A 22,289-nucleotide genomic window follows, 5' to 3' on the forward strand; every position below is an offset into this window, starting at 1 on the left:
ACTTGCCCGCGTCCAGCGAGGCAAGACCGGGTGAGGGGCTTCAAGTTCTTTCGAACAGCAGCCCGAGCTGGCTGGCGATCAGCAGCTCCTGGCGCGTCCAGGCGCGCGTGGGGCGGGCGTCCACCAGCCACAGCGCGCCGGCCAGCTGGGCGCCGTCGTACAGCGGCACCTCGATGCGCGCCTCGGCCGCGCCGGCGAGGCCGGCCAGCTCGGCGTGGCAGGGGTGCAGCGCCGCGTCGGGCAGGGCCAGCGGCGTGCCGTGGCGGTGCAGCAGGTCGAGGTAGCGCGGGTGGTCGGCGGCGGTCAGCCCGCCGGGGCCCAGCGTCCAGCGCACCACGCTGGCCAGACCCAGGATGCGCACGCTGGCGGCCTTGAGCTCGGCCAGCGCCTCGGTGGGCGGCAGCGTGGCCAGGCGCTGGCGCTGGCCGCTCAGCTGCAGCAGTAGCTCCTCGGGCGTCACGGGGGCGCCGGCCTCATCGGCGGGCGGGGCGGCCAGCGTCGTGCGCGCCGGCAGCGACAGGCGCTTGATCTCGGACTGCAGGGCCAGGTGTTGCCACAGGTGGTCCAGCGCGCCGGCGGCGTCGCCCTGGGCCTGCAGCAGCTCGGCCAGCTGCAGGTGGGCCTGGCGGGCCTGGGCGCGGGCCTGGATGCGTTGCGCGAGCTGCAGGCCGTGGCGCGTGGAGCGCACGGCGGCCGCGTTGTCGCCACGGGCCAGCGCGATCTCCGTCCATGTGCGGCTGGCGGCGGCCTCCAGCCAGGGGTAGCCCTGGCGAGCGGCGATGTCCAGCGCCAGCCGGCAGTCGGCCACGGCCCAGTCCATGCGCTGGCGGGCCAGCGCCGCGCGCGCCAGGTGCCAGTGCGCCTCGGCCTCGAACACGCGGTGGCTGCCGCGCCGCGCGGCCGCCAGGCCGTGGCTGAAGTGGCGCTCCGCGGCCGGCAGGTCACCGGTCTCGAAGCTGCCCACGCCGATGTTCAGTGCCAGCTTGGCTGCGAGGTAGCTGTCGTCATGGCTGGCCAGGTGCTCGGCCGCATCACGCATCTGGCGCAGGCCGCGGGCCCAGTCGGCCTGCGCGTAGTGGATCTGGCCCAGGCCGATGCGTGCCGCCACGCCGGTCTGCAGGTGGCCGTTGACTTCCGACAAATCGAGCGCGCGTGACCACTGCTCGGTGGCCAGCTGGTACTCGCCCTGCTGGTAGGCAATGCGCCCCAGCGCCTCGCAGACGCGGGCGGCCTGGATGGGGAAGTGGCCGGCCGCCGCCAGCGCGCCGGCCTGCTCCAGCGCGGGCAGCAGCTCCAGCGCGCGGCCGCGCGGCTCCAGCAGGCCGAAGCGGGCGTACAGCGCGTCCGCGCCCGCCGCCGTGTCGCCAGCCTCGAAGGCCAGCGCGCTCAGGCGCTCCAGCAGCCGGTCGGCCAGCGGCGGGTGGCGCCGGGCCACACGGGCGATGCGGCTGAGCAGGTCGGCCAGCGCGTCGCTGGCGGCAGGTTGCAGGGTGAACACGGCGGGCTCAGGTTGGTTTCTCACTGGTATTCTTGTTCATCCGAGAGCCGTCCCATCCCCGGCCAGCGGGCGATGCGACGCCGTGGGGCGCAAGGTTGTAGACCAGTTTAAAACCAATTGACGCCCCTGGTTGTTGGTATTAGAGTGGTATCGACTGCTTCCTGTCGACCATGCCGCTTGCTCTCGATCCCTCTCTCGTGACCTCCCGTGACTCCGGCCGGCCCGTGCGCTGGTGGGTGGGCATTGACGGCGGCGGCACCAGCACGCGTGCGCTGGTGGCCGATGCCGAGGGGCGCATCCTGGGGCGCGGCGAAGCCGGGGCTTCGGCGCTGAACCAGGGGGTCGACCAGGCCTGGCGGCACATCGCCGAGGCCATCGCGGGCGCCGGCGTGGCGGGCTTGCAGCTGCAGGATTGTGCGCTGGGCCTGGGCCTGTCGGGCACGGGCGTGCCGGCGCAGTTGCAAGGCTTCTTGGCGGCCGATCCGGGCGTGGCGCGGTTCGCGCTGGTCACCGACGGCTTTGCCGGCCTGCTGGGCGCCCATGGTGGCGAGCCGGGCGGGCTGCTGATCTCGGGCACGGGCTCGGTGGCCGAGGCGCTGCTGCCTGACGGCTCGCACCGCATGACGGGCGGCTGGGGCTGGCAGATCGGCGACGAGGGCAGTGGCGCCTGGCTGGGCCAGCAGGCCATGAAGCTGGCCCACGCCGCCTTCGATGGCCGCGCACCGCGCGGCGCACTGGCTGACAGCGTTGGCGCCGTGGCCGGCACCCGCCGCGAGGACCTGCTGGCGTTCTGCGCGCAGGCCGGGCAGGGCGGCTACGCCAGCCTGGCGCGCCTGGTCTTCGAGAACGAGGCCAGCGACCCCGCCGCCGCGGCGCTGCTGGACGCCGCCGCCCGCGCGCTGGACGCGCTGGCCGTCGCCCTCCATCCCACCTTGCCGCTGGCGCTGGCCGGCAGCATCGCGCTGCGCCTGGCTGACCGGCTCAGCCCGGCGCTGCAGGCGCGCCGTGTCGAACCCCAGGGCGACGCCGTGGCCGGCGCGCTCTGGCTGATCCAACAACAGAAGAACCCCGCATGAGTGCTGTCTTTGATTTCAAGGCGGACCCGAACGCCGCGTCGCCCTTGTATATGCAACTGGCGCAGAGCCTGGCGACGGCCATCCGTGACGGCGTGTTCCATGCCGACGAGGCGCTGCCCAGCGAGCGTGTGCTGGCCGAGCAGCTGGAGCTGTCGCGCGTGACCGCGCGCAAGGCCATCGACCGGCTCGTGGAGCAGGGCCTCATCATCCGCAAGCGCGGCTCGGGCAACTACATCGCGCCCAAGCTGGAGCAGCCGCTGACGCGCCTGACCAGCTTCTCCGAAGAGCTGCACCAGCGCGGCTTCGTGCCAGGCTCGCGCTGGCTGCTGCGCGGCTTCACGCCGGCGGCGCCGGACGAGCAGCTGTCGCTGGAGCTCAAGAGCGGCGAGCGCGTCGCGCGGCTGGAGCGGCTGCGCCTGGCGGACTCGGTGGTCATGGCCTACGAGGTGAGCGTGCTGCCGCAGAGCGTGCTGCCCGACCCGCAGAAGGTCGAGGCGTCCCTCTACACCCACCTCGGCGAGCGCGCGCCGGTGCGCGCGCTGCAGCACATCCGCGCGCTGAACGCCGACGCCAAGCTCGCTGGTCTGCTGGAAGTGCCGTTAGGCGCAGCCGTGCTGTTCATCACGCGGGTGGGCTACCTGGCCTCGGGCCAGGCCGTCGAGCTGACGCATTCCTACTGCCGCAGCGACTACTACGACTTCGTCGCAGAAATGCGCCGCGACTGATGAAACTCGAAGGCGACATCGTCACGCCACAAGGCGTCATCCAGGGGCAGCTGCACATCGCGCAGGGGCGCATCGCCGCCATCGCGGGCGTGCCCGTCGATGCGGCGAGGGCGGGCGAGGGCGGCCGGCCGGTGCTGCTGCCGGGCTTCATCGACGTGCATGTGCACGGCGGCGGCGGCCGCGACACGATGGAGGGGGGCGACGCCATCGAGGCCATTGCACGCCGCCATGTGCGCCACGGCACGACCGGCCTGCTGGCCACGACGATGACCGCCCCGGTCGGCGACATCGAGACGGCGCTGCGGGCGCTGGGCCCGGTGTGCCGCGAGCGCGGCGCGCAGTCGGCCCGCGTGCTGGGCGTGCACCTGGAAGGCCCCTACATCAGCCCCGGGCGGCTGGGCGCGCAGCCGGCCTACGCCATCCCCGCGACGCTGGCCGAGGTGCTGCGCCTGAGCGAGATCGCGCCCATCAAGGTGCTGACCATCGCGCCCGAGATGGCCGGCCACCTCGCGTTGATCGGGCCGCTGCGCGACGCCGGCATCCGCGTGCAGATCGGCCACAGCAACGGCAGCTACGAGGACGGCGTGGCCGCGCTGAACGCGGGCGCGTCCGGCTTCACCCACCTCTTCAACGCCATGACGGGCCTGCATCACCGCGAGCCCGGCATGGTGGGCGCGGCACTCGCGCATGGCGAGCATGCCGAGCTCATCCCCGACCTCTTGCACGTGCACCCCGGCGCCATCCGCACCGCGCTGCGCTGCATTCCCCACCTGTTCTGCGTGACCGACTCGACGGCCGCAGCCGGCATGCCCGATGGCGAGTACCGCCTGGGCGAGCACAAGGTGCAGAAGTGCCTGGGCGGCGTGCGCCTGGCCGACGGCACGCTGGCCGGCAGCGCACTGACCATGGACCAGGCGCTGCGCAACCTCGTGCAGCACCTGGGCCTGTCGCTGCCCGATGCGGTGCGGCGCGTGTCCACCATCGCGGCGGACTACCTGGGCTTGTGGGACCGCGGGCGCCTCGCCGAGGGCGCGTGGGCCGATGTGGTGGTGATGAATGCGGGGCTGGCCCTGCAGCGTGTGTTTGTGGAAGGTGAAGAGATCGATGTCGTCGCTGATGCTTGAGGAGGCGCTGAGTGCGCCTGACGTGGTGGCCCGCCAGCTGGCGGCCGACCCGCTGAGTTACGCCCGCCTGGGCCAGGCCCTGCAGGAGGTGCCGCCCACCAGCGTGCTGACGATTGCGCGCGGCAGCTCCGACCACGCGGCGCATTACCTGGCCTATCTCGTCATGGCGCGCCTGGGCCGGCTGGTCACGTCGCTGCCCATGTCGCTGATCACGCTGTACCAGAGCCGCATCCACTGCGAGGGCCTGCTGTCGCTGGCGTTCTCGCAGTCGGGCCAGAGCCCCGACCTGATCGCGCCGACGCAGTTCTTCCGTGCCGGTGGCGCGCGCACGGTGGCCTTCGTCAACGCCAGCGGTTCGCCGCTGGCCGCCGCGGCCGAGCATGTGTTCGAGCTGCATGCCGGCCCCGAGAAGAGTGTGGCCGCCACCAAGAGCTACATCGCTCAGCTGGTGGCCGGCGCGCGCGTCGTGGCTGCCTGGCAGCAGGACGACGCGCTGCGCGCCGCGCTGAACGTGCTGCCCGTCGCGCTGGAGCAGGCCAGCCAGCTGGACTGGAGCGCGGCCGTGCCGGCGCTGCAGGACGCGGACCGCCTGTTCGTGCTGGGCCGCGGCACGGGCCTGGCCGTCGCGATGGAAGCGGCGCTCAAGCTCAAGGAAACCTGCGGCATCCAGGCCGAGGCTTTCTCCGGCGCCGAGGTCAAGCACGGCCCAATGGCGCTGGTGCGCAACGGCTACCCGCTGCTGGTGTTCGCGCCGCGCGGCCCGGCCCAGGCCGGCCTGCTGGCGATCGCCGAGGAGATGAGCGCCCGCGGCGGCCGCGTGCTGCTGGCCGCGCCGCTGGGCACGTCGTGCCCGGCCGGTGTGCAGATGCTGCCGCTGGTGACGACGGGCAACGAGGACCTCGACCCCATCGCCCTCGTGCAGAGCTTCTATCCCATGGTCGAGGCGCTGGCGCGTGCGCGCGGCTTCAACCCGGATGTCCCGCCCAACCTCGCCAAAGTCACCAAGACGCACTGACCATGAGTAACTTCGACCCCGGCCGCCTGGTGATGGTGGACATCCCCGGCAAGACGCTTGACGCCGAGACCGCCACCTTCCTGCGTGAGCAGCACATCCGCGCCGTCTGCCTGTTCCGCAAGAACATCGGCACCGAGGCCGAGGTGCGCACGCTGATGCGCGACCTGATCGAGGTGCTGGGCCCCGACGCCCTGATCGGCATCGATCAGGAGGGCGGCGCCGTCGTGCGCGTGACCTTCCTGCCGCAGCCGCCGTCGGCCATGGCGCTGGGCGCCAGCGGCGGCGCTGACCGTGCCGAGGCCGTGGGTGCAGCAGTGGCGCGCGGGCTGAAGTCGCTGGGCATCAACTGGAACTTCGCGCCGGTGCTGGACGTCAACAACAACCCGGCCAACCCGGTCATCGGCGAGCGCAGCTTCTCCAATGACCCCGTTGAAGTGAGCCGTTTGGCCTCTGCGTGGATGCGCGGCTCGCTGCGCGAGGGCGTGGCCTGCTGCGTGAAGCACTTCCCCGGCCACGGCGACACGCATGTGGACTCGCACCACGCGCTGCCCACGGTGGACAAGAGCCGCGCCGAGCTCAACGCGCTGGAGCTGGCGCCGTTCAAGGCGCTGGCAGGCCAGGCACCGGCCATGATGACGGCCCACATCGTCTACCCGCAGATCGACCCCGAGCGCCCGGCCACGCTGTCGCCCGCGCTGATCGGCGGCATCCTGCGCGGCGACTGGGGCTATGACGGCGTCGTCATCACCGACGCGCTGATGATGAAGGCCGTGGCCGAGCGCTTCGGCTATGCGCGCTCGGCCGTCATGGCGCTGCAGGCCGGCGCCGACATGGTGCTGGCCCAGGGCTCGCCAGCCGAGCAGCTGGTGGCCATCAACGCGTTGCGCGAAGCCTTCGCCAGCGGTGCGTTGACGGCGCACCAGGGCGAGGTGGCCAATGCAAGGCTGGACGAGCTGGCTGCCGCCTACCCGGCGCGCGCGGTGGACGACAGCGCCGCCCGCGCGGCCGACCACGCGCTGATGAGCGAGGCCTGGGCCGCCGGCCTGACCGCGCTGCGTGGCGCCACGCCGCCTGCGCTGAACGCGCCCATCCGCGTCATCGTGCAGGGCGACGTGCCCACTGACATGGTCTCCGAGGCCGGCCCCACGGGTCGCCAGGCCGTCGCGCTGTTCGAGGCCTTCACCGATGCCCAGGTGCAGATGGTGGACGACATCGCGCAGCTGGACTGGGCCACGGTGCCCAAGGACGGCCGGCTCAACGTGCTGGTGTCCACGCGCCGCGCGCGCTACGGCCTGACCGCCAGCGAGTGGCGGCCCGACCTGCACCTGTCGCTGTGGAACCCCTACCAGGCGCTGGACGTGCACGGCCCGACCGTGCTGACCTGGGGCTTCGCGCCCGGCGCGCTGGCCGGCCTGCGCGCCTGGCTGGAAGGCAAGACCCAAGCGACCGGCCGCGCGCCGCAAGGACTGCAGTGATGACCCACGCCGCCCACCCGACCCAGGCCTCGGCCGTGACGCTCGACGCCGCGGCCCCGCAGTCTGCAGTGCCGTCCAGCCCCATGCGCTGGATTCCCAGCCTGTACTTCGTGCAGGGCCTGCAGTTCTTCGTCGTCATGCTGATTGCCGGCCTGATGTTCAAGCAGATGGGCGTGGCCAACGACCAGATCGCCCGCTGGACCGGCCTGATCGGCCTGGCCTGGGCCTTCAAGCCGCTGTGGAGCCCGCTGGTGGAGCTGGCGCGCAGCAAGAAGATGGTGGTCGTGGCCATGCAGTTCAGCGGCGCGGCGGGGTTGGGGCTGCTGGCGGTGGCGCTGCAGGCCAGCCACTTCTTTGCGCTCAGCATCGCGGTGCTGTTCTTCCTGGCCTATGCGTCGGCCACGCACGACATCGCCTGTGACGGCCTCTACATGGGCGCGCTGGACGAGAAGCGCCAGGCTGCCTACGCCGGGTGGCAGGGCGCGTTCTTCAATGCGTCCAAGTTCCTGACGCTGGGCGGCCTGATGGTGCTGGCCGGGCGGCTGGAGACAAGCATGGGCGTGTTCAACGCCTGGAGCCTGATCTTCGTGATGCTGGCCGGCCTGCTGGCGCTGCTGGCGGCGTGGAACGCCAAGGCGCTGCCCAACCCCGAGCGCGTGTCGGCCGAGCCGGTGAAGCTGGCCGAGATCGTGGCCGACTTCCTGAAGAAGCCGGGCATCTGGCAGATGGTGCTGTTCATCGTGATCTTCCGGCTGGCCGAGGGCCAGGTGCAGACCATCGGCCCGCTGTTCCTTATCGAGGCACGCAGGGCTGACGGTGGGGGCGGCCTGGGCCTGACCAGCGAGCAGGTGGGCGGCGTGTACGGCACGGTGGGCACGGCGGCCTTCCTGGTGGGCTCCATCCTGGGCGGCTATTTCACGTCCTGGCTGGGCCTGAAGCGGGCGATGCCGGTGCTGGTGATCGCGATGGCCATCCCCAACGCGGTGTTCTGGGGCCTGAGCCTGGCCATGCCGACCTCGGTCTGGACCATCGGCGCCGCCGTGGGCCTGGAGATGGCCGGTTACGGCTTCGGCTTCGTCGGCATGATCCTGTACATCATGCAGGTCGTGGCCCCGGGCCGCTACCAGACGGCCCACTACGCGCTGGGCTCGGGCGTCATGCAGCTGGGCTTCATCCTCAGCAAGACCATCAGCGGCGACATCCAGGTCGCGATGGGCTACCAGCACTTCTTCCTGTGGACCCTGGTGTGCGGCGTGCCGGCCTTGCTGCTGCTGCTGTGGGTGCCGCTGTCCAGCCGCGTGAGCGCGCCTGCCGCATGAAGCGAGCCCTGACCCTGCTGGCCCTGGCGGCCGCGTGCTCGGCGCCTGCGCGTGCGCAGTCGACAGCCGAGTTCTTCGACGACTTCTCGCAGAAAGACCTCGACGCGCTGCGCGCCAACGGCTGGGTGCTGCGCGAGGGCAGCGGCCACCCCGGCCTGCCCGGCGCGCGCTTCTCGGCCGGGCAACTGGCGCTGGACGGCGGCCTGCTGACGCTGCGGCTGGACACCGACGGCACGCCCGCCAACACCACGCTGGCCCAGCTGTGCGGGGCGCGCAAGTTCCTCATCGGCACGACCTCGGCGCGCGTGCGGCTGCGCGACACGCCGGGTTCGCGCGACCCCATCGTGCAGGCCTTCTTCCTGGCCGGGCCGCTGCGGCATGACTACGACCCCGACTTCAGCGAGGTCGACTTCGAGTACCTGCCGCATGGCGGCTGGGGCAGCCCCGACACGCGGCTGTACGGCGTCAGCTGGCAGACCGTGCGCGTGCAGCCCTTCCAGCCGTTCAACCAGGCCTCGCAGCTGCCCGGCTCTTTCGACGGCTGGCAGCTGCTGACCGTGCAGGTGGAGGCCACGCGCACGCGGCATTACGTCAATGGCCGCCTGCTCGGCGAGCACACCGGCCGCAACGTGCCGGCCAAGCCCATGGCGATCAGCTTCAACCACTGGCTGTCGGCCGGTGCCGTGGCCGGCGCGCCGCGCGCCTACACGTTCGACGTGGACTGGGTGCTGCACCAGGCCGGCCGCACGCTCGCCCCCGAGGCCATGCAGGCCCGCGCCGAGCAGCTGCGCCAGCAGGGCGTGGCGCGCCACGACACCGTGCCCGATGCGGGCCTCACCAGCGAGTGCAACCTATGAAGAAGCTCTGGATCGCGGCGCTCGCCGTGGCGGCATCCCTGGCGCAGGCGCAAGCCGCCCGGCCGGTGGTCGGCACCTACATCCTGGCCGAGCGCGGCGTCGAGGTGGTCGAGCGCCTCCAGCCCGGCCGCGTGTCGCACCTGCTCTATGCCTTCCTGCTGATCTGCGGCGAGGGCCAGCGCAAGGAAGAGGCCGCTGCCTGCGCCGGCCGGCCCAACTTCAGCATTGCGCCGCACGCCGACCAGGCGACGTTCTCCGCCGCCTTCCAGCGCCTCAAGGCCCGCGACCCGCAGGTGCAGGTGCTGGCCTCGGTGGGCGGCTGGGGCGGGTCGGACCCGTTCTTCCACCTCGCCGCCAGCGCCGCCGGCCGTGCCGCCTTCGTGAAGGCCAGTACCGACTGGCTGCGCGCCCACCCGGGCTTCGACGGCCTGGACATCGACTGGGAGCACCCCGGCAACAACGGCGCCTCCAACGGCGTGCAGCTGGGCAGCCCGGCCGACGGCGGCTACTTCGTGCAGCTGCTGCAGGACCTGCGCGCGGGCCTGGACGCGCTGGGCCGCGAGACCGGCCGGCGCTATGCGCTGACGGTGGCCATCAACACCACGCAGGAGCAGCTGCGCCGCATGCCCATGGGCCCGGCCGCGCAGTCGCTGGACCTGGTGTTCATGATGACCTACGACTTCGCCGGCCCCTGGACGCGCCAGGCCGCCCACCACACGGCGCTGCGCAGCGGCAAGCCGGGCGCGGACAGCCTGGAGAAGTCCGTTGCGGACCTGTTGGCCGAGGGCGTGCCCGCGGCCAAGATGGTGGCCGGCATCGCGATGTATGCGCGCGCCTTTGACGGCGTGAAGGCCGACGGCAGCTACGCCAAGCCCTGGCCCAATGCCGACGGCTCGGTGCCCTACAAGGACGTGGCCGCGCTGAAGGCCCGCGGCCTGAAGCCGGTGTTCGACAAGGCCACGCAGGCCTGGGCGCTGGTGGGCGACGGCAAGTACGTGGGCTACGACGACCCGCGCGCGGTGCGCGCCAAGGTCGCGTTCGCGAAGCGGGCCGGCCTGGCCGGCGTGTTCGCGTGGGAGCTGACGCAGGACAACGGCGAGATCCTGGACGCGATGGCCACCATGGCATCCCCGGCACCGTGAGCGCGCCGCGCCGCATCGCATCGGTGGATGCGCTGCGCGGCCTGGCCGTGGCGGCCATGCTGCTGGTCAACAACCCGGGCGACTGGGGGTCGGTGTACGCGCCGCTGCAGCACGCCGCCTGGCATGGCTGCACGCCCACGGACCTGATCTTCCCGTTCTTCCTGTTCATCGTCGGGGTGTCCACCGCGCTGGCGCTGGGCCCGCGGCTGCAGGCCGGCGCGGCGCCGGGGCCGCTGCGGGCGGCCGCCGTGCAGCGCGGGCTGCGCATCCTGGCCCTGGGCCTGGTGCTGCATGGGCTGGCGTGGTGGTGGCTGGCCAAGCCGGAGTTCCGGCTGCTGGGCGTGTTGCAGCGCATCGGCCTGTGCTTCATCGCCGTGGGGCTGGTGGCCACGCTGCTGCGCGCGCGTGGCCAGTGGCTGCTGCTGGGGCTGCTGCTGGCGGGCTATGGCGCGCTGCTGCAGGGCAGTGCGACGCTGGACAAGCTGGGCAGCCTGCAGCAGCGGCTGGACACGGCCGTGCTGGGCCGGCTGGCCTATGAATGGCACCCGCAGACCGGCGTCGCCTTCGATCCCGAGGGCCTGCTGTCCACGCTGGGCGCGCTGGCCAGCACGCTGCTGGGCCTGGTGTGCGGCGAGCAGCTGCGGCGCGGCCGCGTGCCGGCCCTGGTGCTGACCGGCCTGGGCGCGGCGCTGGCGGGCTGGCTGTGGGCCGCCTGGCTGCCGTGGAACAAGGCGCTGTGGACGCCGTCCTTCGTGCTGTGGACCGGCGGCCTCGCGGCGCTGGCGCTGGCCGCTGCGCATGTGTGGGTGGATGTGCGCGGCCACCGGCCGTGGGGCCGGGCCTTCGGGCTGAACGCCATCGGCGCCTATGCCGGCGCGTGGCTGGCGTCGGTGGCGTTGGCGGCCTCGGGCTGGATGCCGGCGCTGTACGCGGGCGTGTTCGGCCCGGTGGGCGCGTGGTGGGGGGCGCAGGCGCAATCGCTGGCCTTCGCACTGGCCTTCGTCGCGCCGTGGGCGCTGATCGTCTGGGCGCTGGACCGGCGCGGCTGGTACTGGAAGATCTGACGGTGCCGTCCAGCCCCGAACCGTTCGCCATCCGCATGCCACCGGACATTCGCTCGGTGCGGGTGGGCGAGCACGCGGTGGTGGTCATCGACGACTTCCTGGCCGACCCGCAGGCGCTGCTGGACGCGGCGTGTGCGGCGACGTTCGAGCCCCTGCCCGGCGCGGCCGAGCGCAAGGGCTACCCCGGCCTGCGGGCGCCGGTGCCGGCGGCGTATTCCGAGCAGCTGACCGAGCTGCTGGAGCCGCTGATCAAGCTGAACTTCGACGTGCCCGAGGCGCTGCCGGTGAAGAAGACGCCCTGCACCTTCTCGTTGACGACGCTGGCGCCGCAGGCGCTGGGGCCGCTGCAGCGCGTGCCGCATTTCGACGCCAGCACGCCGCACTACATGGCCGTGCTGCTCTACCTGTGCGACGAGCGCCACGGCGGCACGGCCTTCTACCGCCACCGCGCCACGGGCCTGCAGCAGATCACCGCGGCCGAGCGCGAGCGCTTCGGCGCGGTGCTGTACGACGAGGTGGCGCAGCAGCCTCCGCCCGCGCGCTACTTCGCCGAGGGCGACGAGCACTTCGAGCTGCTGGGCCTACTGCCCGCGCGCTTCAACCGGCTGGTCATCTACCGCGGCAGCCTGCTGCACACGGCGGTCGTCAACCCGCAGCGCAGCCTCAGCCCCGACCCGCGCGCCGGGCGGCTGACGGTCAACACCTTCTACGACTTCTGAGCCGCGGGGCGGCGCTGCCGCCTGATCGGGCCAGCGGGTTGAGCGCATCAGGCCGGGTCGGCCTGATGCTCCGTGTCCCCCGGCCGCTGCGCGGCCTCCTCCTGCACCTGCGCATCAGGCCGACCCGGCCTCCTGCTTGGCGTGGCATTCGGTGTTCCCGGCCCAGCCCGTCCTGGCGAGGGCTGGCCTGTGTCGTGGCGCTGAGCCATAAAAAAAGCCCGGCGGCTGCCGGGCTTGAAGGAGACAAGCGGGAGATCAGAACTTGGCGGTCAGGCCGATCTTGTAGGTCGTCTCGCCCTGGAAGGACCAGGCCGGGAAGCCGGCGCGCAGCGGGTCCTTGATGCCGGTGTTGCTGGCCGCGGCGGCGCCGTACTGCACGTCGTCGGACTTGGTCAGGTTCACGGCATCCAGGCTCAGCTTCAGCCACTTGTTGATGTTCCAGCCCACGCTCAGGTCCAGCGTGCCGTAGGCGTCATGCATGCGGTTGCCGTACCAGAACGCGCCTTCGCGGATCATGTACTTCGAGCGCCAGTTGTAGGCCAGGCGGCCGCTGTAGGTGCTGTTCTCGTAGTAGCCCACCAGGTTCACGTTGTGCTTGGAGGCCTGCGTGAACATGCCGAGCTGGTCCAGGTAGCTGCTGGCCGGCGCGCTGCCCTCGGTGAGTGTGTAGTTGCCGATGACGCCGAAGCCGTTGCCGAACGCATGATTGGCCTGCAGCTCGATGCCGCGGATGCGGCCGCCACCGGCGTTCTCGAAGCTCTGCAGCGTCCAGTTGTCCACGCCGGTCAGCGGGTCCACCAGGCCGACCTTCTGGTTGGCCGTGGTCTTGGCGACGACGAAGTTGGAGATGTCCTTCACGAAGTAGGTGGCAGACAGCAGGTTGCCGCGGCCGTAGTAGTACTCCACGCCGATGTCGGCCTGGCTGGACTTCTGCGGCTTCAGGCCCACGTTGCCCACGGTCCAGGTCTCGTTGCCGCGGCGGTCGTCGTTGTAGCCGGACACGGTGACGCCGAACATGTTGGCGAAGTTGGGCCGCGTGATGGCCTGCGACGCGGTGACGCGCAGCACCATGTCCTTCTTCAGGTCGAAGGCCAGGTTCACGCTGGGCAGCACGTCGTTGTAGCTGGCGCGCGTGGACGTGGTGCTCTTGCTCCAGTTCAGGTTGCCGGCGTAGTCGCCTGCGGCCAGGGCCGAGCCGTCGAACTTGTAGCCGGTGCTGGTGATGTCGGTCGAGATGTAGCGCAGGCCGAAGTTGCCGCGCAGGCCTTCGGTGTCGAACTCGAACATGCCGTAGGCCGAGCGGTTCTTCTCGTTGAGTTCACCGTAGCCCGAGCGGTCCTCGTTCCAGCCGCTGATGTTGGCGGCGGTGTTGCTCAGCATCGCGCCGATGTTGGCGCGCGGCACCGTCCAGCCGCCCACGTCCACCGAGCCGTCGAACAGCGTGGCGGTGTTCACCGGGGTGATGGTGCTCTTCCACACCGGGCGGAAGGAGCGCTTCTCGAAGGTGTGGTCGGCCAGGCGCACGCCGGTCTTGAAGGCGGTGATGACGCCCCAGTCCAGGTAGAAGGTGCCGTCGATCTGGCCGTAGTTTTCCTTGTCCTTGTTGGGGCCGCGCGAGCTGGCCCAGGTCTCGGGCGCCAGCTGCTTGGGCATGGCGCTCAGGCCCCAGGACTGGGCCGACGTCGGGTTCAGCACCATCTGCTGGCCGGTGGCGTCGATCGTGCCCTGCCAGTTGGGGCGGCGGAAGTAGCCGAACCAGGCCGGGTCGGATGCGTCGCTCCACGAGCGCGTCTGGTAGTTGGTGGTCAGCGAGGTGCCGCCTTCGGCCTTGGTGGAGCCCAGCACGAGATCCAGCTTGCCGTTGGCCAGCTTGTAGTGCGCGTCCAGCGTCAGGCTGTCCGAGGTCATTTCGGCGCCGCGCGCCCAGACCTGGAAGAACTGGTTGGCCAGCGGCTTGGCGGCCGTGGTCGTGCTGTGCAGGCACATGCCGTTGGGGTTGAACGCCGAGATCACGGCCGTGTTGCGCTTGTCGCAGTTGGCGTCGTGGAAGAGGTAGTCGCTGGCGTTCGAGCCGTCGGCTTCCAGCTTCATGCTCAGCGCGGTCAGGCCCACTTCCAGGCCGTCCACCGGGCGGGCCTGCAGCGCGACGTTCAGCGCCGTGCGCTTGCGCTCCTGCACGAAGGCGGTGGGGGCGACGTCGCTGGACCAGCGGCTGTCGGCTTCCACGCCACGGCGGATGTAGTCGCCATCCGAGACGGCGGCGGCCACCAGCACGCCCAGGCTGCGGTTGGCGGTGCGCCAGCTGTACAGGCCCGAGACTTCCTTCTCCGGGTCGCTGATCGTGCCCTTGCCATAGCGCGCGCCCAGCACCACGGTGCCGGCGTCCAGGTCCAGCGGCTTGCGGGTCTTGACGATGACCGTGCCGCCGATGCCGCCTTCGGTCAGGTTGGCCTGCGAGGACTTGTAGACCTCCATGCCGCCGATCATCTCGGCCGGCAGCAGCGAGTAGTTGAACGAGCGGTCGATGTCCATCTGGTCGTACCAGCCGGTGGACGCGACGGTCTGGCCGTTCAGCGTGGTGTAGGTCATCTGCGGGTCAGAGCCGCGGATGGACACCGACGCACCCTGGCCGAACGCGCGGCCGACCGACACGCCGGGGATGCGGCCCAGGGCCTGGCCCACGTCGGAGTCGGGCAGCTTGCCCACGTCCTCGGCGGACACGGCGTCCACCACGGCCGATGCGGCCTTCTTGATCGTGGCGGCGTTCTGCAGCGATGCGCGGATGCCGGTGACGACGACTTGCTCGAGCTGCGCGGTTTCCTGCGCGGGCGCCTGCTGCGCCTGGGCTGCGAGCGACATGCCCAGCATTGCCAGCGACGCGGCGGTCGCGATACGGGTCGGCTTGACCTTCATGTTGTCTTTCCTCGGTTGGCGGGGTTCGGGCGGTGGCAGACCAGCGCGGGCTGACCCCGCAGATACCACCTTCAGTCCGGTTGCGACGCCCTCTGATGGGGCGTCAATGCAACCAGTCGCATGCCACTATAGCGATCGATAAATCCAGTTTGCTACCAATCTTGGGCGAGTAGTTTCCCGGATGGCTCATGACTTCTCCCAGGAGAATCGGCTGGTTTGCCCAGGAGGCCAGCGTGTGAGGCGGCTTCACTGGTATTGAATTGGCGTCGCCTGCGCTGTTGCATGGTGGCGACGTCGCACTTGCGATCGGTCGGCCGCTATGACCACTTTTGAGTGCTGGTCTGCAATTGGACTGTGTGGGTTGCAGGGTTTGGCCGGGGCGCGGCCGCGGCACCCGGCCGGGACAATGGCGCCGTGAAGCCCGTAGAGCACTGGTCGGCCGTTGATGCGCCGCGTCTGAAGCAAAGCCTGGCGCGGCAGGCGGCGTCGCGCCTGCGCGGCAGGGCGCGCTGAGGGGGCGCTGTGCAGCCGATGCTGGAGATCCAGGCCGTCACGCGCGAGCGCTTTGAGCGCGAGGTGCTGCCGGGCGGCGAGCCCGTCGTGCTGCGCGGCGTGGCCGCGCACTGGCCGCTGGTGGCGCAGGGCCGGGCGGGCCTGGAGCCCTGTTTGCACTACCTGATGGGGTTCGACGGCGGTCAGCCGGTCGATGCCCTGCTGGCCAGGCCCGATGCGACGCGCGCGTTCAGCTACCGGCCCGACCTGGCGGGCTTCAACTTCATGCACGACCAGCGGCCGTTTGCCGCCCTGTTCGAGCAGCTCTGGCGCTACAGCCATTTCCCCGAGCCGCCGAGCCTGGCGGTGCAGAGTGCGCTGGTGTTCCAGGCCTTGCCGGGCCTGGAGCGCGCCAATGCGCTGCCGCTGCTGGACGCCGCAGTGGCTCCGCGCATCTGGATCGGCAATCGCGCCACGGTGCCCGCGCATTTCGACGATTCGCACAACCTGGCCTGCGTGGCGGCCGGGCAGCGGCGCTTCACGCTGCTGCCGCCGGCCTGCGCGCCGCTGCTCTACCTGGGGCCGCCGGACTACGCGCCGACGCCAGCGCCGATGTCGGTCGTCCCCGACCTGCACCGGGCCGACCCGGCGCGCTTCCCGCGCGTGGCCGAGGCGCTGCAGCAGGCGCGGGTTGCCGAGCTGGCGCCGGGCGATGCGATCTACATCCCGCCGCTGTGGTTCCACCAGGTCGAGGCGCTGGCGCCGCAGCTGAACATCCTGATGAACTACTGGTGGCGCCCCGAGGCCGCGCCCGGCCGGCCTGACGACCTGCACCTGGCGGCGCTGCGCCTGGCCATGCTGGCGCTGCGTCACCTGCCCGACAGCGAGCGCGAGGGCTGGCAGGCCTTGTTCGGCCACTATGTGTTCGGCGCGCGCGGTGACGCGCTGGCCCACCTGCCGGCCGATCAGCGCCACCTGTTCGGCCCGGTCGATGCCGAGCGCGACGCGGCCGAACGCCGTCAGCTCATCGACATGCTGACGCGGGGCTGAGCGCGTGGCCGGCTACCAGGCGTAGGTCTGCAGCAGCCGGTGGCTGTTGCCCGGCGGGATGTTGGCGAGCAGCGCGCGATGGTCGGGGAAATGGCGCAGGCTGTGCGCGATGAAGTCATCGATGGCGCTCAGGTCGTGGCGGGCCTGCGCGGTGGTCGGGGGGGTGAGGTCCTCGGCGTCGGGGAAGACGCCCATGCCCGCGAGCAGCGCATACCAGGACACGGCCGGGTAGCCCTGGCCGAAGCGCTCCGCCTTCAGGCCCGGGATCAGCGGCTTGCGGGACATCCAGGTCATCAGCACGCTCTTCAGCGAGTCGGACAGGTGCATGTTCTCCGCGTTGGCGCGCCAGTACGCGGTGTCCGTGCGCGCGCTGGTCTTGTAGTGCGCGACGATGTAGTCGCGCGTGTTCTCGAAGCGCTGCCGCATCGCCTCGTTGAACTGCGCCTGCGCGTCGGGCCCGAGGGCGCGCTTCTCCAGCACCTCCACGAGCATGGACGCGGTCACCTGCACGTAGAGCAGGGCGGTGGCTTCCAGCGGTTCGATGAAGCCTTGCGACAGGCCGATCGCCACGCAGTTGCGCTGCCAGATCTTCTCCATGCGGCCCACGCGCATCTTGAGGTGGCGGGCCGGGATGTCCGCGTCCAGCAGGCCGAGGTGGCGGCGCAACTCGGTCTCCGCCTCGTCGGCCGAGCAGTGCGCGCTGCTGTAGACGTAGCCATGGCCCTGGCGGTGCGTCAGCGGGATCTTCCACGCCCAGCCGTGGCGCAGTGCGGTGGCGACGGTCTGGGACTCGAGCGGGCCGTGCAGCGGCGTCGGCATCGCGACGGCGGCGTCGTTGAACAGGTTCTCGCCGAAGCCGATGAAGGGCGTGCGCAAGGCCTGGCCGGTCAGCAGCGAGGCGAAGCCGGTGCAGTCGACGAAGAAGTCGGCCGCGAGCGTCTCGCCGTCGTCAAGCTGCAGGCCGGCGATGTCGCCCTGCTCGTTCAGCAGCACCTGGTTCACGTGGCGCTGCAGGTGGGCCACGCCGCGGTCGGTGGCCTTGCGGGCGAGGAACTGGCCCAGCAGCGTGGCGTCGAAGTGATACCCGTACCAGACGTCGAACGGGAAGTCGGCCGCCGCACGCGGCCCCTTGGCCTGGCGTGCGAGCGCGGCGGCGACGAAGAAGCGGTCCGGGTGCGCCGGCACGTCCGCGCCGTCGAGCCGTGCGTGCACGTGGTCGACGAAGGCGGGCATGGTCATGTTGTCCAGCATGGACACGAACGGGTGGAAGTAGCGTTCGAAGCCCGGTCGGCCGGACCAGCCTTCGAACGTGATGCCGCTCTTGTAGGTGGCATGGCAGGCCGGCATCCACTCGGCTTCCTCGATGCCCAGGGTCTCGAAGAAGCGGCGCAGCCACGGCGTCGATCCCTCGCCGACGCCGATGATGCCTACCTGCGGCGACTCCAGCACCGTCACCTTCAGGCGCGGGCCATAGGCCGTGGTGGCCAGCAGCAGCGCGGTCATCCAGCCCGCCGAGCCGCCGCCGACGATGCACACATGGCGCACCGGTGGCGGCGCGTCCGTGCTGCCGCCCAGCGGCCGCGCGGGCGTGTAGGGGTCGATGACGGTGGCGGTCTCGCTCATGGGATGGGCCATTGAAGAAGGGAGCGTGGACTCCACGCTCCCTGTTGATTCTGGCCAGCGAAGGGCTGCGCCGGAACCCGAGGATTCCGCCGTGCCCGGCGCCGTCAGAACTTGACGCGGGCGGTCAGGTAGTACTGGCTGCCGTTGCGGTAGATGGCGCGCGGCTGCAGCTCCGACGCGTAGTACTTCAGCTTGGGGTCGTTCAGGTTCTGGCCGTCCAGGCTCACGCTGAAGTTGTCGCTGAACTTGTAGCCCACCGAGGCGGACAGCACGCCCGTGCCCTTCTGGAAGTACTTCGTGCCGCGGTCGTTGCCGACGAAGATGTCATCGGTGTAGCTGTAATTCACCCGCGCCGAGAAGCGGTCGTTCTCGAAGAAGCCGCCCAGCGTGAACGAGTTCTTCACGTTGCCGCGCAGCACGGCGCCGGTCTCGTCCTCGCCGTCCGCGTAGGTGTAGTTGGCCATCACGCCGAAGTTCGCGGCAATCGGCGTCTCGAACGCGAACTCCACGCCCTTGACGGTCGCCTTGCGGTTGGTCGGGCCGGTCACGAGGAAGTCGCGGTTCACGAGCTGCGGGTTGCCGCCGACCTGGTTGGTGTTGATCAGCAGCGCCGGGTAGTTCGCGCGGAACGTGCCGTCGGTGATGTAGCTGCTCATGTCCATCAGGAACGCGCCTGCCGACACGAAGGCGCGCGGCGCGAAATACCACTCGATGTTGGCGTCGACATTGGTTGAGCGCACCGGCTTGAGCTTGGGGTTGCCCGCCGTGCCGCCGCCCACAACGGTGTTGTCCAGGAACATGCCCGTGGTGTTGAGCGCGGTGTAGCCGGACAGCGCGGTGTAGTCGGCCCGCGTCACGGTGCGGTTCACCGCCAGGCGCGCGACGACGTCCTTCTGCACATCGATGCGCACGCTGGCGCTGGGCAGCCAGTCGGTGTAGGTCAGGTCAGAAGTGGTGACGGTGTAGTTGCCGAAGGCCGAGCCGGTGATGGTCGGCGTCTCGCCGGCCAGGCTGGCGCGGAAGGAGCTGGACTTCTGCGTGGTGCGCACCGCGCGCAGGCCGATATTGCCGCTCCAGCCCGGGCCCTCCAGCGCGCCCTGCACGTAGGCCGCCGTCGTGTTTTCCTTCACCGAGTATTCCTGCTCGGCCCAACGGCGCACCACCGGGTCGCGGTTGGTGACGCGGCGGTTGTAGTCGGCCAGCGCGTCGGCGGTGATGTAGGGAATGTTGGTCGGGAAGCCGCTGCCCAGGCCGCTGCCGAAGTTGCTCGGGTAGGCGCCGCCGAAGGCCGGCAGCGTGTAGAAGGAGTTCTGCGGGGCATCCACCGTGGTGCCGTTCGGGCCGGGCACCGAGCAGGCGCTGGGCATGCTCCAGTCGAAGGCCGACACGCGGTACGGCGTGCCCGTCGCGCAGCCGGGGCCTTGGGCGACGATGGGGTCGGTGTAGCGCTTGTGCTGGGCGCTGCGCACGCCGAACTTCAGCGTCTTCAGCATGCCGGCGTCGAGCTCGTACTCGCCGTCGACCTGGGCCCACGATTCCTTGTCGTGCACCACCACGTTCTGCGCGCCGAAGATCCAGTCGGCGCGCGTCGTCGGGTTGGTGAAGCTGAACGACGGCGCAGTGTCCGTGCCGTTGAGCGAGTAGCTGGCGCGCGTGCTGGAGATGGCCAGCTCGACGACGTCCTGGCTGATCGTCTTGCCCTTGCCGGTCGACGTGCCGGCGTTGGCCGTAAACGTCAGTGCGTCGTTCACCTTGAGGCGGGACTCCACGCTGACGAAGCCGGTCTCGGCCGAGGCCTTGCGGCTGATCATGTCGTAGTAGCCGGCCGTCGACGGCGTGGCCCAGTTGAACGTGGCCTTGGTCAGCGTCTTGTTGCCGTTGCTGTCGGTCTTGACCTCGTAGTCCGAGATGGTCGCGGTGTTGAGCAAGCCGCCGCGAGGCGCCAGCAGGTAGTTGCGGTTGTAGTTGTCCGCATCCATCTTGGACGAGAAGGCGGTGAGGGTGGCGTCGAAGTCCGCGTTGGGCTTGATCTGCGCGCGGATCAGGCCGCCCTTGCGCTCACGCTCCTGCGTGAAGAGGGCCGAGCCGATCAGGTCGGGCGTGTAGACGCCGTTCAGGGCGGGGTTGTCCGCGACCAGCTTGGGCGCGGTCGTTGCATCCAGCTTGTTGATGTAGCCCAGCGCCTCCACGCCGTCGCGACGCAGGCTGCGCTGCTCGGAGAAGGCCTGCACCATCACGCCGAAGGTGCGCGCTTCGTTGCGGAAGTTCAGCAGGGCCGACAGCTGCGGGTCGGTCTTCTTCGGCAGGTCGGCATAGACCGCGCCCACGCCGACCTCGGCGGTCAGCGTCTTCGTGAAATCCAGCGGACGGCGGGTGATGATGTTCACCGAGCCAGCCGTGCCGCCTTCCACCAGCGACGCCTCGGAGCTCTTGCGAACCTCGACGCGGCTCACCAGTTCGGACGGCAGTAGCGAGAAGCTCACGCTGCGGCCGACGCCCGCGCCGGTCTGGTCCAGCACGAACCAGTCGCCGTTCGCGATGCCGTGGCCGTCGACCAGCGTCTGGGTGAGGCTGGGGTTGGTGCCGCGCAGGCCCACGCGATCCCGCTCGTCGAAGCCGCCCGAGCCGCCGGCGGGGCTGTTCAGCACGGTGACGCCCGGAATGCGGGCCAGCGAGTCGGCCACGTTCTTGTCGGGCATCTTGCCGATGTCCTCGGCGGAGATGACGTCAATGTGGGCCTCGGCGTTGCGCTTGACGCTCAGCGACTTTTCTTGCGATGCGCGGACGCCGGTCACCACGACCGTCTCCAGCTGGCTTTGCGCCGGGGCTTGTTGGGCCAGGGCGGCGCCGCTGGCGCCGAGTAGGGCGATGAGCACCGCCTGCGAGATGGGAGTCTGCTTGACCTTCATGTAAGTTCCTCGTGATGGCCGATGAAGTCGTGGCGGTGATGCGCGACCGACCGGTTGCATACCACCTGGAGCCCGGATGTGATGGTCTTCTGCGCGAGCCCTACACAACCAGTGTGACGCCAATGTATCAAGCGATGACGCCACTTTGCTACCAGTCATGGGCGGGTGGTTTCCCCGGGGTGCTGGCCGGCGCAGCATGTGACCGGGCTGGCTCTCTATGACCGGGTGGCTTGGCGAGCTTGTTTGGTATCAGATTGGTATCGGTTCATCGGGCGAAAGCTGTTGCGCCTTCGACACGGAATCGCCCGGCGGTGGCGTGGTGTGAGTGGCGCGTCCACGGCGGATCTTGTTTTGGCGTCGCTGGACGGGTGGCCGCGCTGACGCGCCGGTGTGATCTGTCTGCTGGCTGGGCCTGCGATGTCTTGTGCGGCCGCGCGTGAGTTGTGCGCGAGGTGGTTGCAGGCGCAAAAAGCTGTGCTATAGTTGCGGGCTTGCCTCAGGAGGGGTGGCCGAGTGGTTAAAGGCAGCAGACTGTAAATCTGCCCGCATTGCGTACGCTGGTTCGAATCCAGCCTCCTCCACCAAAGCTTGCGCTTGCATGCTGTGGAAATCTGATGGTGAGAAGCTCCCAGGGCGGGAGTAGTTCAATGGTAGAACCTTAGCCTTCCAAGCTAATGACACGGGTTCGATTCCCGTTTCCCGCTCCATGTCAGGGGCTTGGTCGGTCAGCGTCGATACCGGTTTGCCGCGCAGTTCTGCTGGCGTTAAACCCGTGCCGATGCCCTTGTGGCTCAGTGGTAGAGCACTCCCTTGGTAAGGGAGAGGTCACGCGTTCGATCCGCGTCAAGGGCACCACAACTCCTTCTTTTTTCTACTCGTCCCAACGGGTTCGCCTCAGGAGCGCAAGATGGCAAAAGGCAAGTTTGAACGGACCAAGCCGCACGTGAACGTGGGCACGATTGGTCACGTGGACCATGGCAAGACGACGCTGACGGCTGCAATCGCAACCGTGCTGTCGAAGAAGTTCGGTGGCGAGGCCAAGGCTTACGACCAGATCGACGCAGCGCCCGAAGAAAAGGCCCGCGGCATCACGATCAACACCGCGCACGTCGAGTACGAGACCGCCAACCGCCACTACGCGCACGTTGACTGCCCCGGCCACGCCGACTACGTCAAGAACATGATCACCGGTGCCGCCCAGATGGACGGCGCCATCCTGGTGTGCTCGGCCGCTGACGGCCCGATGCCCCAGACCCGCGAGCACATCCTGCTGGCTCGCCAGGTCGGC

16 protein-coding genes and 3 tRNA genes are annotated in these 22,289 nt (G+C 70.2%); 15 read left to right on the plus strand and 4 right to left on the minus strand.

Features of this window, described 5'->3' with window-relative positions:
• Window positions 1–40 precede the first annotated feature (40 nt).
• A complete protein-coding gene (locus NYO99_RS21100; protein ID WP_268169270.1) occupies window positions 41–1,498 on the minus strand; it encodes a GAF domain-containing protein in 1,458 nt (485 codons plus the stop codon).
• A gap of 197 nt (window positions 1,499–1,695) precedes the next feature.
• On the opposite strand from NYO99_RS21100, the gene NYO99_RS21105 reads away from it, so the two are divergent.
• From NYO99_RS21105 to NYO99_RS21150, 10 genes are read left to right on the plus strand one after another with little or no spacing between them, the layout of a single operon-like run.
• Entirely contained in the window at window positions 1,696–2,574 is an 879-nt protein-coding gene (locus NYO99_RS21105) for a glucosamine kinase nucleotide-binding domain-containing protein (RefSeq protein WP_268169271.1), read from the plus strand.
• The gene (locus NYO99_RS21110) at window positions 2,571–3,299 is read left to right on the plus strand and encodes a GntR family transcriptional regulator (protein WP_268169272.1); all 729 of its coding nucleotides are present in this window, start codon (window positions 2,571–2,573) and stop codon (window positions 3,297–3,299) included. The genes NYO99_RS21105 and NYO99_RS21110 overlap by 4 nt, the downstream gene beginning before the upstream one ends.
• Window positions 3,299–4,423, plus strand: a complete 1,125-nt coding sequence (nagA, locus tag NYO99_RS21115; RefSeq protein WP_268169273.1) for an N-acetylglucosamine-6-phosphate deacetylase — start codon at window positions 3,299–3,301, stop codon at window positions 4,421–4,423. The genes NYO99_RS21110 and nagA overlap by 1 nt, the downstream gene beginning before the upstream one ends.
• The gene (locus NYO99_RS21120) at window positions 4,404–5,438 is read left to right on the plus strand and encodes an SIS domain-containing protein (protein ID WP_268169274.1); all 1,035 of its coding nucleotides are present in this window, start codon (window positions 4,404–4,406) and stop codon (window positions 5,436–5,438) included. Before nagA ends, NYO99_RS21120 begins: the two co-directional genes overlap by 20 nt.
• 2 nt (window positions 5,439–5,440) lie before the next feature.
• A complete protein-coding gene (gene nagZ, locus NYO99_RS21125; protein ID WP_268169275.1) occupies window positions 5,441–6,913 on the plus strand; it encodes a beta-N-acetylhexosaminidase in 1,473 nt (490 codons plus the stop codon).
• Window positions 6,913–8,232 carry an MFS transporter gene (locus tag NYO99_RS21130; protein ID WP_268169276.1) on the plus strand — a complete coding sequence of 440 codons (1,320 nt, stop codon included), beginning with the start codon at window positions 6,913–6,915 and terminating at the stop codon, window positions 8,230–8,232. The genes nagZ and NYO99_RS21130 overlap by 1 nt, the downstream gene beginning before the upstream one ends.
• Entirely contained in the window at window positions 8,229–9,089 is an 861-nt protein-coding gene (locus NYO99_RS21135) for a glycoside hydrolase family 16 protein (protein WP_268169277.1), read from the plus strand. The genes NYO99_RS21130 and NYO99_RS21135 overlap by 4 nt, the downstream gene beginning before the upstream one ends.
• Window positions 9,086–10,231: a glycoside hydrolase family 18 protein gene (locus NYO99_RS21140; RefSeq protein ID WP_268169278.1), complete on the plus strand. Its 1,146-nt coding sequence runs from the start codon at window positions 9,086–9,088 to the stop codon at window positions 10,229–10,231. The genes NYO99_RS21135 and NYO99_RS21140 overlap by 4 nt, the downstream gene beginning before the upstream one ends.
• Window positions 10,228–11,295: an acyltransferase family protein gene (locus NYO99_RS21145; RefSeq protein ID WP_268169279.1), complete on the plus strand. Its 1,068-nt coding sequence runs from the start codon at window positions 10,228–10,230 to the stop codon at window positions 11,293–11,295. The genes NYO99_RS21140 and NYO99_RS21145 overlap by 4 nt, the downstream gene beginning before the upstream one ends.
• Before the next feature lie 2 nt (window positions 11,296–11,297).
• The gene (locus NYO99_RS21150) at window positions 11,298–12,014 is read left to right on the plus strand and encodes a DUF6445 family protein (protein WP_268169280.1); all 717 of its coding nucleotides are present in this window, start codon (window positions 11,298–11,300) and stop codon (window positions 12,012–12,014) included.
• Window positions 12,015–12,269: 255 nt separating this feature from the next.
• On the opposite strand, the gene NYO99_RS21155 is transcribed toward NYO99_RS21150, so the two are convergent.
• Window positions 12,270–14,927, minus strand: a complete 2,658-nt coding sequence (locus NYO99_RS21155; RefSeq protein ID WP_268169281.1) for a TonB-dependent receptor — start codon at window positions 14,925–14,927, stop codon at window positions 12,270–12,272.
• A 531-nt stretch (window positions 14,928–15,458) separates the two neighbouring features.
• Here NYO99_RS21155 and NYO99_RS21160 point away from each other — a divergent pair.
• Window positions 15,459–16,469: a cupin-like domain-containing protein gene (locus NYO99_RS21160; RefSeq protein ID WP_268169285.1), complete on the plus strand. Its 1,011-nt coding sequence runs from the start codon at window positions 15,459–15,461 to the stop codon at window positions 16,467–16,469.
• A gap of 12 nt (window positions 16,470–16,481) precedes the next feature.
• On the opposite strand, the gene NYO99_RS21165 is transcribed toward NYO99_RS21160, so the two are convergent.
• Together NYO99_RS21165 and NYO99_RS21170 are read right to left on the minus strand one after the other, a co-directional pair.
• The gene (locus tag NYO99_RS21165; protein ID WP_268169282.1) at window positions 16,482–18,092 is read right to left on the minus strand and encodes a tryptophan halogenase family protein; all 1,611 of its coding nucleotides are present in this window, start codon (window positions 18,090–18,092) and stop codon (window positions 16,482–16,484) included.
• Between the two features lie 104 nt (window positions 18,093–18,196).
• Window positions 18,197–21,001 (minus strand): TonB-dependent receptor, encoded by a 2,805-nt coding sequence (locus NYO99_RS21170; RefSeq protein ID WP_268169283.1) that lies wholly within the window; start codon window positions 20,999–21,001, stop codon window positions 18,197–18,199.
• A gap of 499 nt (window positions 21,002–21,500) precedes the next feature.
• On the opposite strand from NYO99_RS21170, the gene NYO99_RS21175 reads away from it, so the two are divergent.
• The 4 genes from NYO99_RS21175 to NYO99_RS21190 form a co-directional block, all read left to right on the plus strand.
• Window positions 21,501–21,585, plus strand: a tRNA-Tyr gene (locus NYO99_RS21175).
• Window positions 21,586–21,634: 49 nt separating this feature from the next.
• Window positions 21,635–21,708 (plus strand) — tRNA-Gly (locus NYO99_RS21180).
• Window positions 21,709–21,781: 73 nt separating this feature from the next.
• Window positions 21,782–21,856, plus strand: a tRNA-Thr gene (locus NYO99_RS21185).
• A gap of 52 nt (window positions 21,857–21,908) precedes the next feature.
• On the plus strand, window positions 21,909–22,289 hold a 381-nt coding region (locus NYO99_RS21190), incomplete at its 3' end, for a GTP-binding protein (protein ID WP_268169284.1).

Source organism: Roseateles hydrophilus (assembly GCF_026712245.1).
In the GTDB taxonomy this organism is placed as follows: domain Bacteria; phylum Pseudomonadota; class Gammaproteobacteria; order Burkholderiales; family Burkholderiaceae_C; genus Pelomonas; species Pelomonas hydrophilus.

Bases quoted from the DNA above. Each gene is read 5' to 3' on its own strand.
- NYO99_RS21110 (WP_268169272.1), top strand. From the start codon at position 2,571: ATGAGTGCTGTCTTTGATTTCAAGGCGGACCCGAACGCCGCGTCGCCC.
- nagA (WP_268169273.1), top strand. From the start codon at position 3,299: ATGAAACTCGAAGGCGACATCGTCACGCCACAAGGCGTCATCCAGGGG.
- NYO99_RS21120 (WP_268169274.1), top strand. From the start codon at position 4,404: ATGTCGTCGCTGATGCTTGAGGAGGCGCTGAGTGCGCCTGACGTGGTG.
- nagZ (WP_268169275.1), top strand. From the start codon at position 5,441: ATGAGTAACTTCGACCCCGGCCGCCTGGTGATGGTGGACATCCCCGGC.
- NYO99_RS21130 (WP_268169276.1), top strand. From the start codon at position 6,913: ATGACCCACGCCGCCCACCCGACCCAGGCCTCGGCCGTGACGCTCGAC.
- NYO99_RS21135 (WP_268169277.1), top strand. From the start codon at position 8,229: ATGAAGCGAGCCCTGACCCTGCTGGCCCTGGCGGCCGCGTGCTCGGCG.
- NYO99_RS21140 (WP_268169278.1), top strand. From the start codon at position 9,086: ATGAAGAAGCTCTGGATCGCGGCGCTCGCCGTGGCGGCATCCCTGGCG.
- NYO99_RS21155 (WP_268169281.1), bottom strand. From the start codon at position 14,927: ATGAAGGTCAAGCCGACCCGTATCGCGACCGCCGCGTCGCTGGCAATG.
- NYO99_RS21160 (WP_268169285.1), top strand. From the start codon at position 15,459: ATGCTGGAGATCCAGGCCGTCACGCGCGAGCGCTTTGAGCGCGAGGTG.
- NYO99_RS21165 (WP_268169282.1), bottom strand. From the start codon at position 18,092: ATGAGCGAGACCGCCACCGTCATCGACCCCTACACGCCCGCGCGGCCG.
- NYO99_RS21170 (WP_268169283.1), bottom strand. From the start codon at position 21,001: ATGAAGGTCAAGCAGACTCCCATCTCGCAGGCGGTGCTCATCGCCCTA.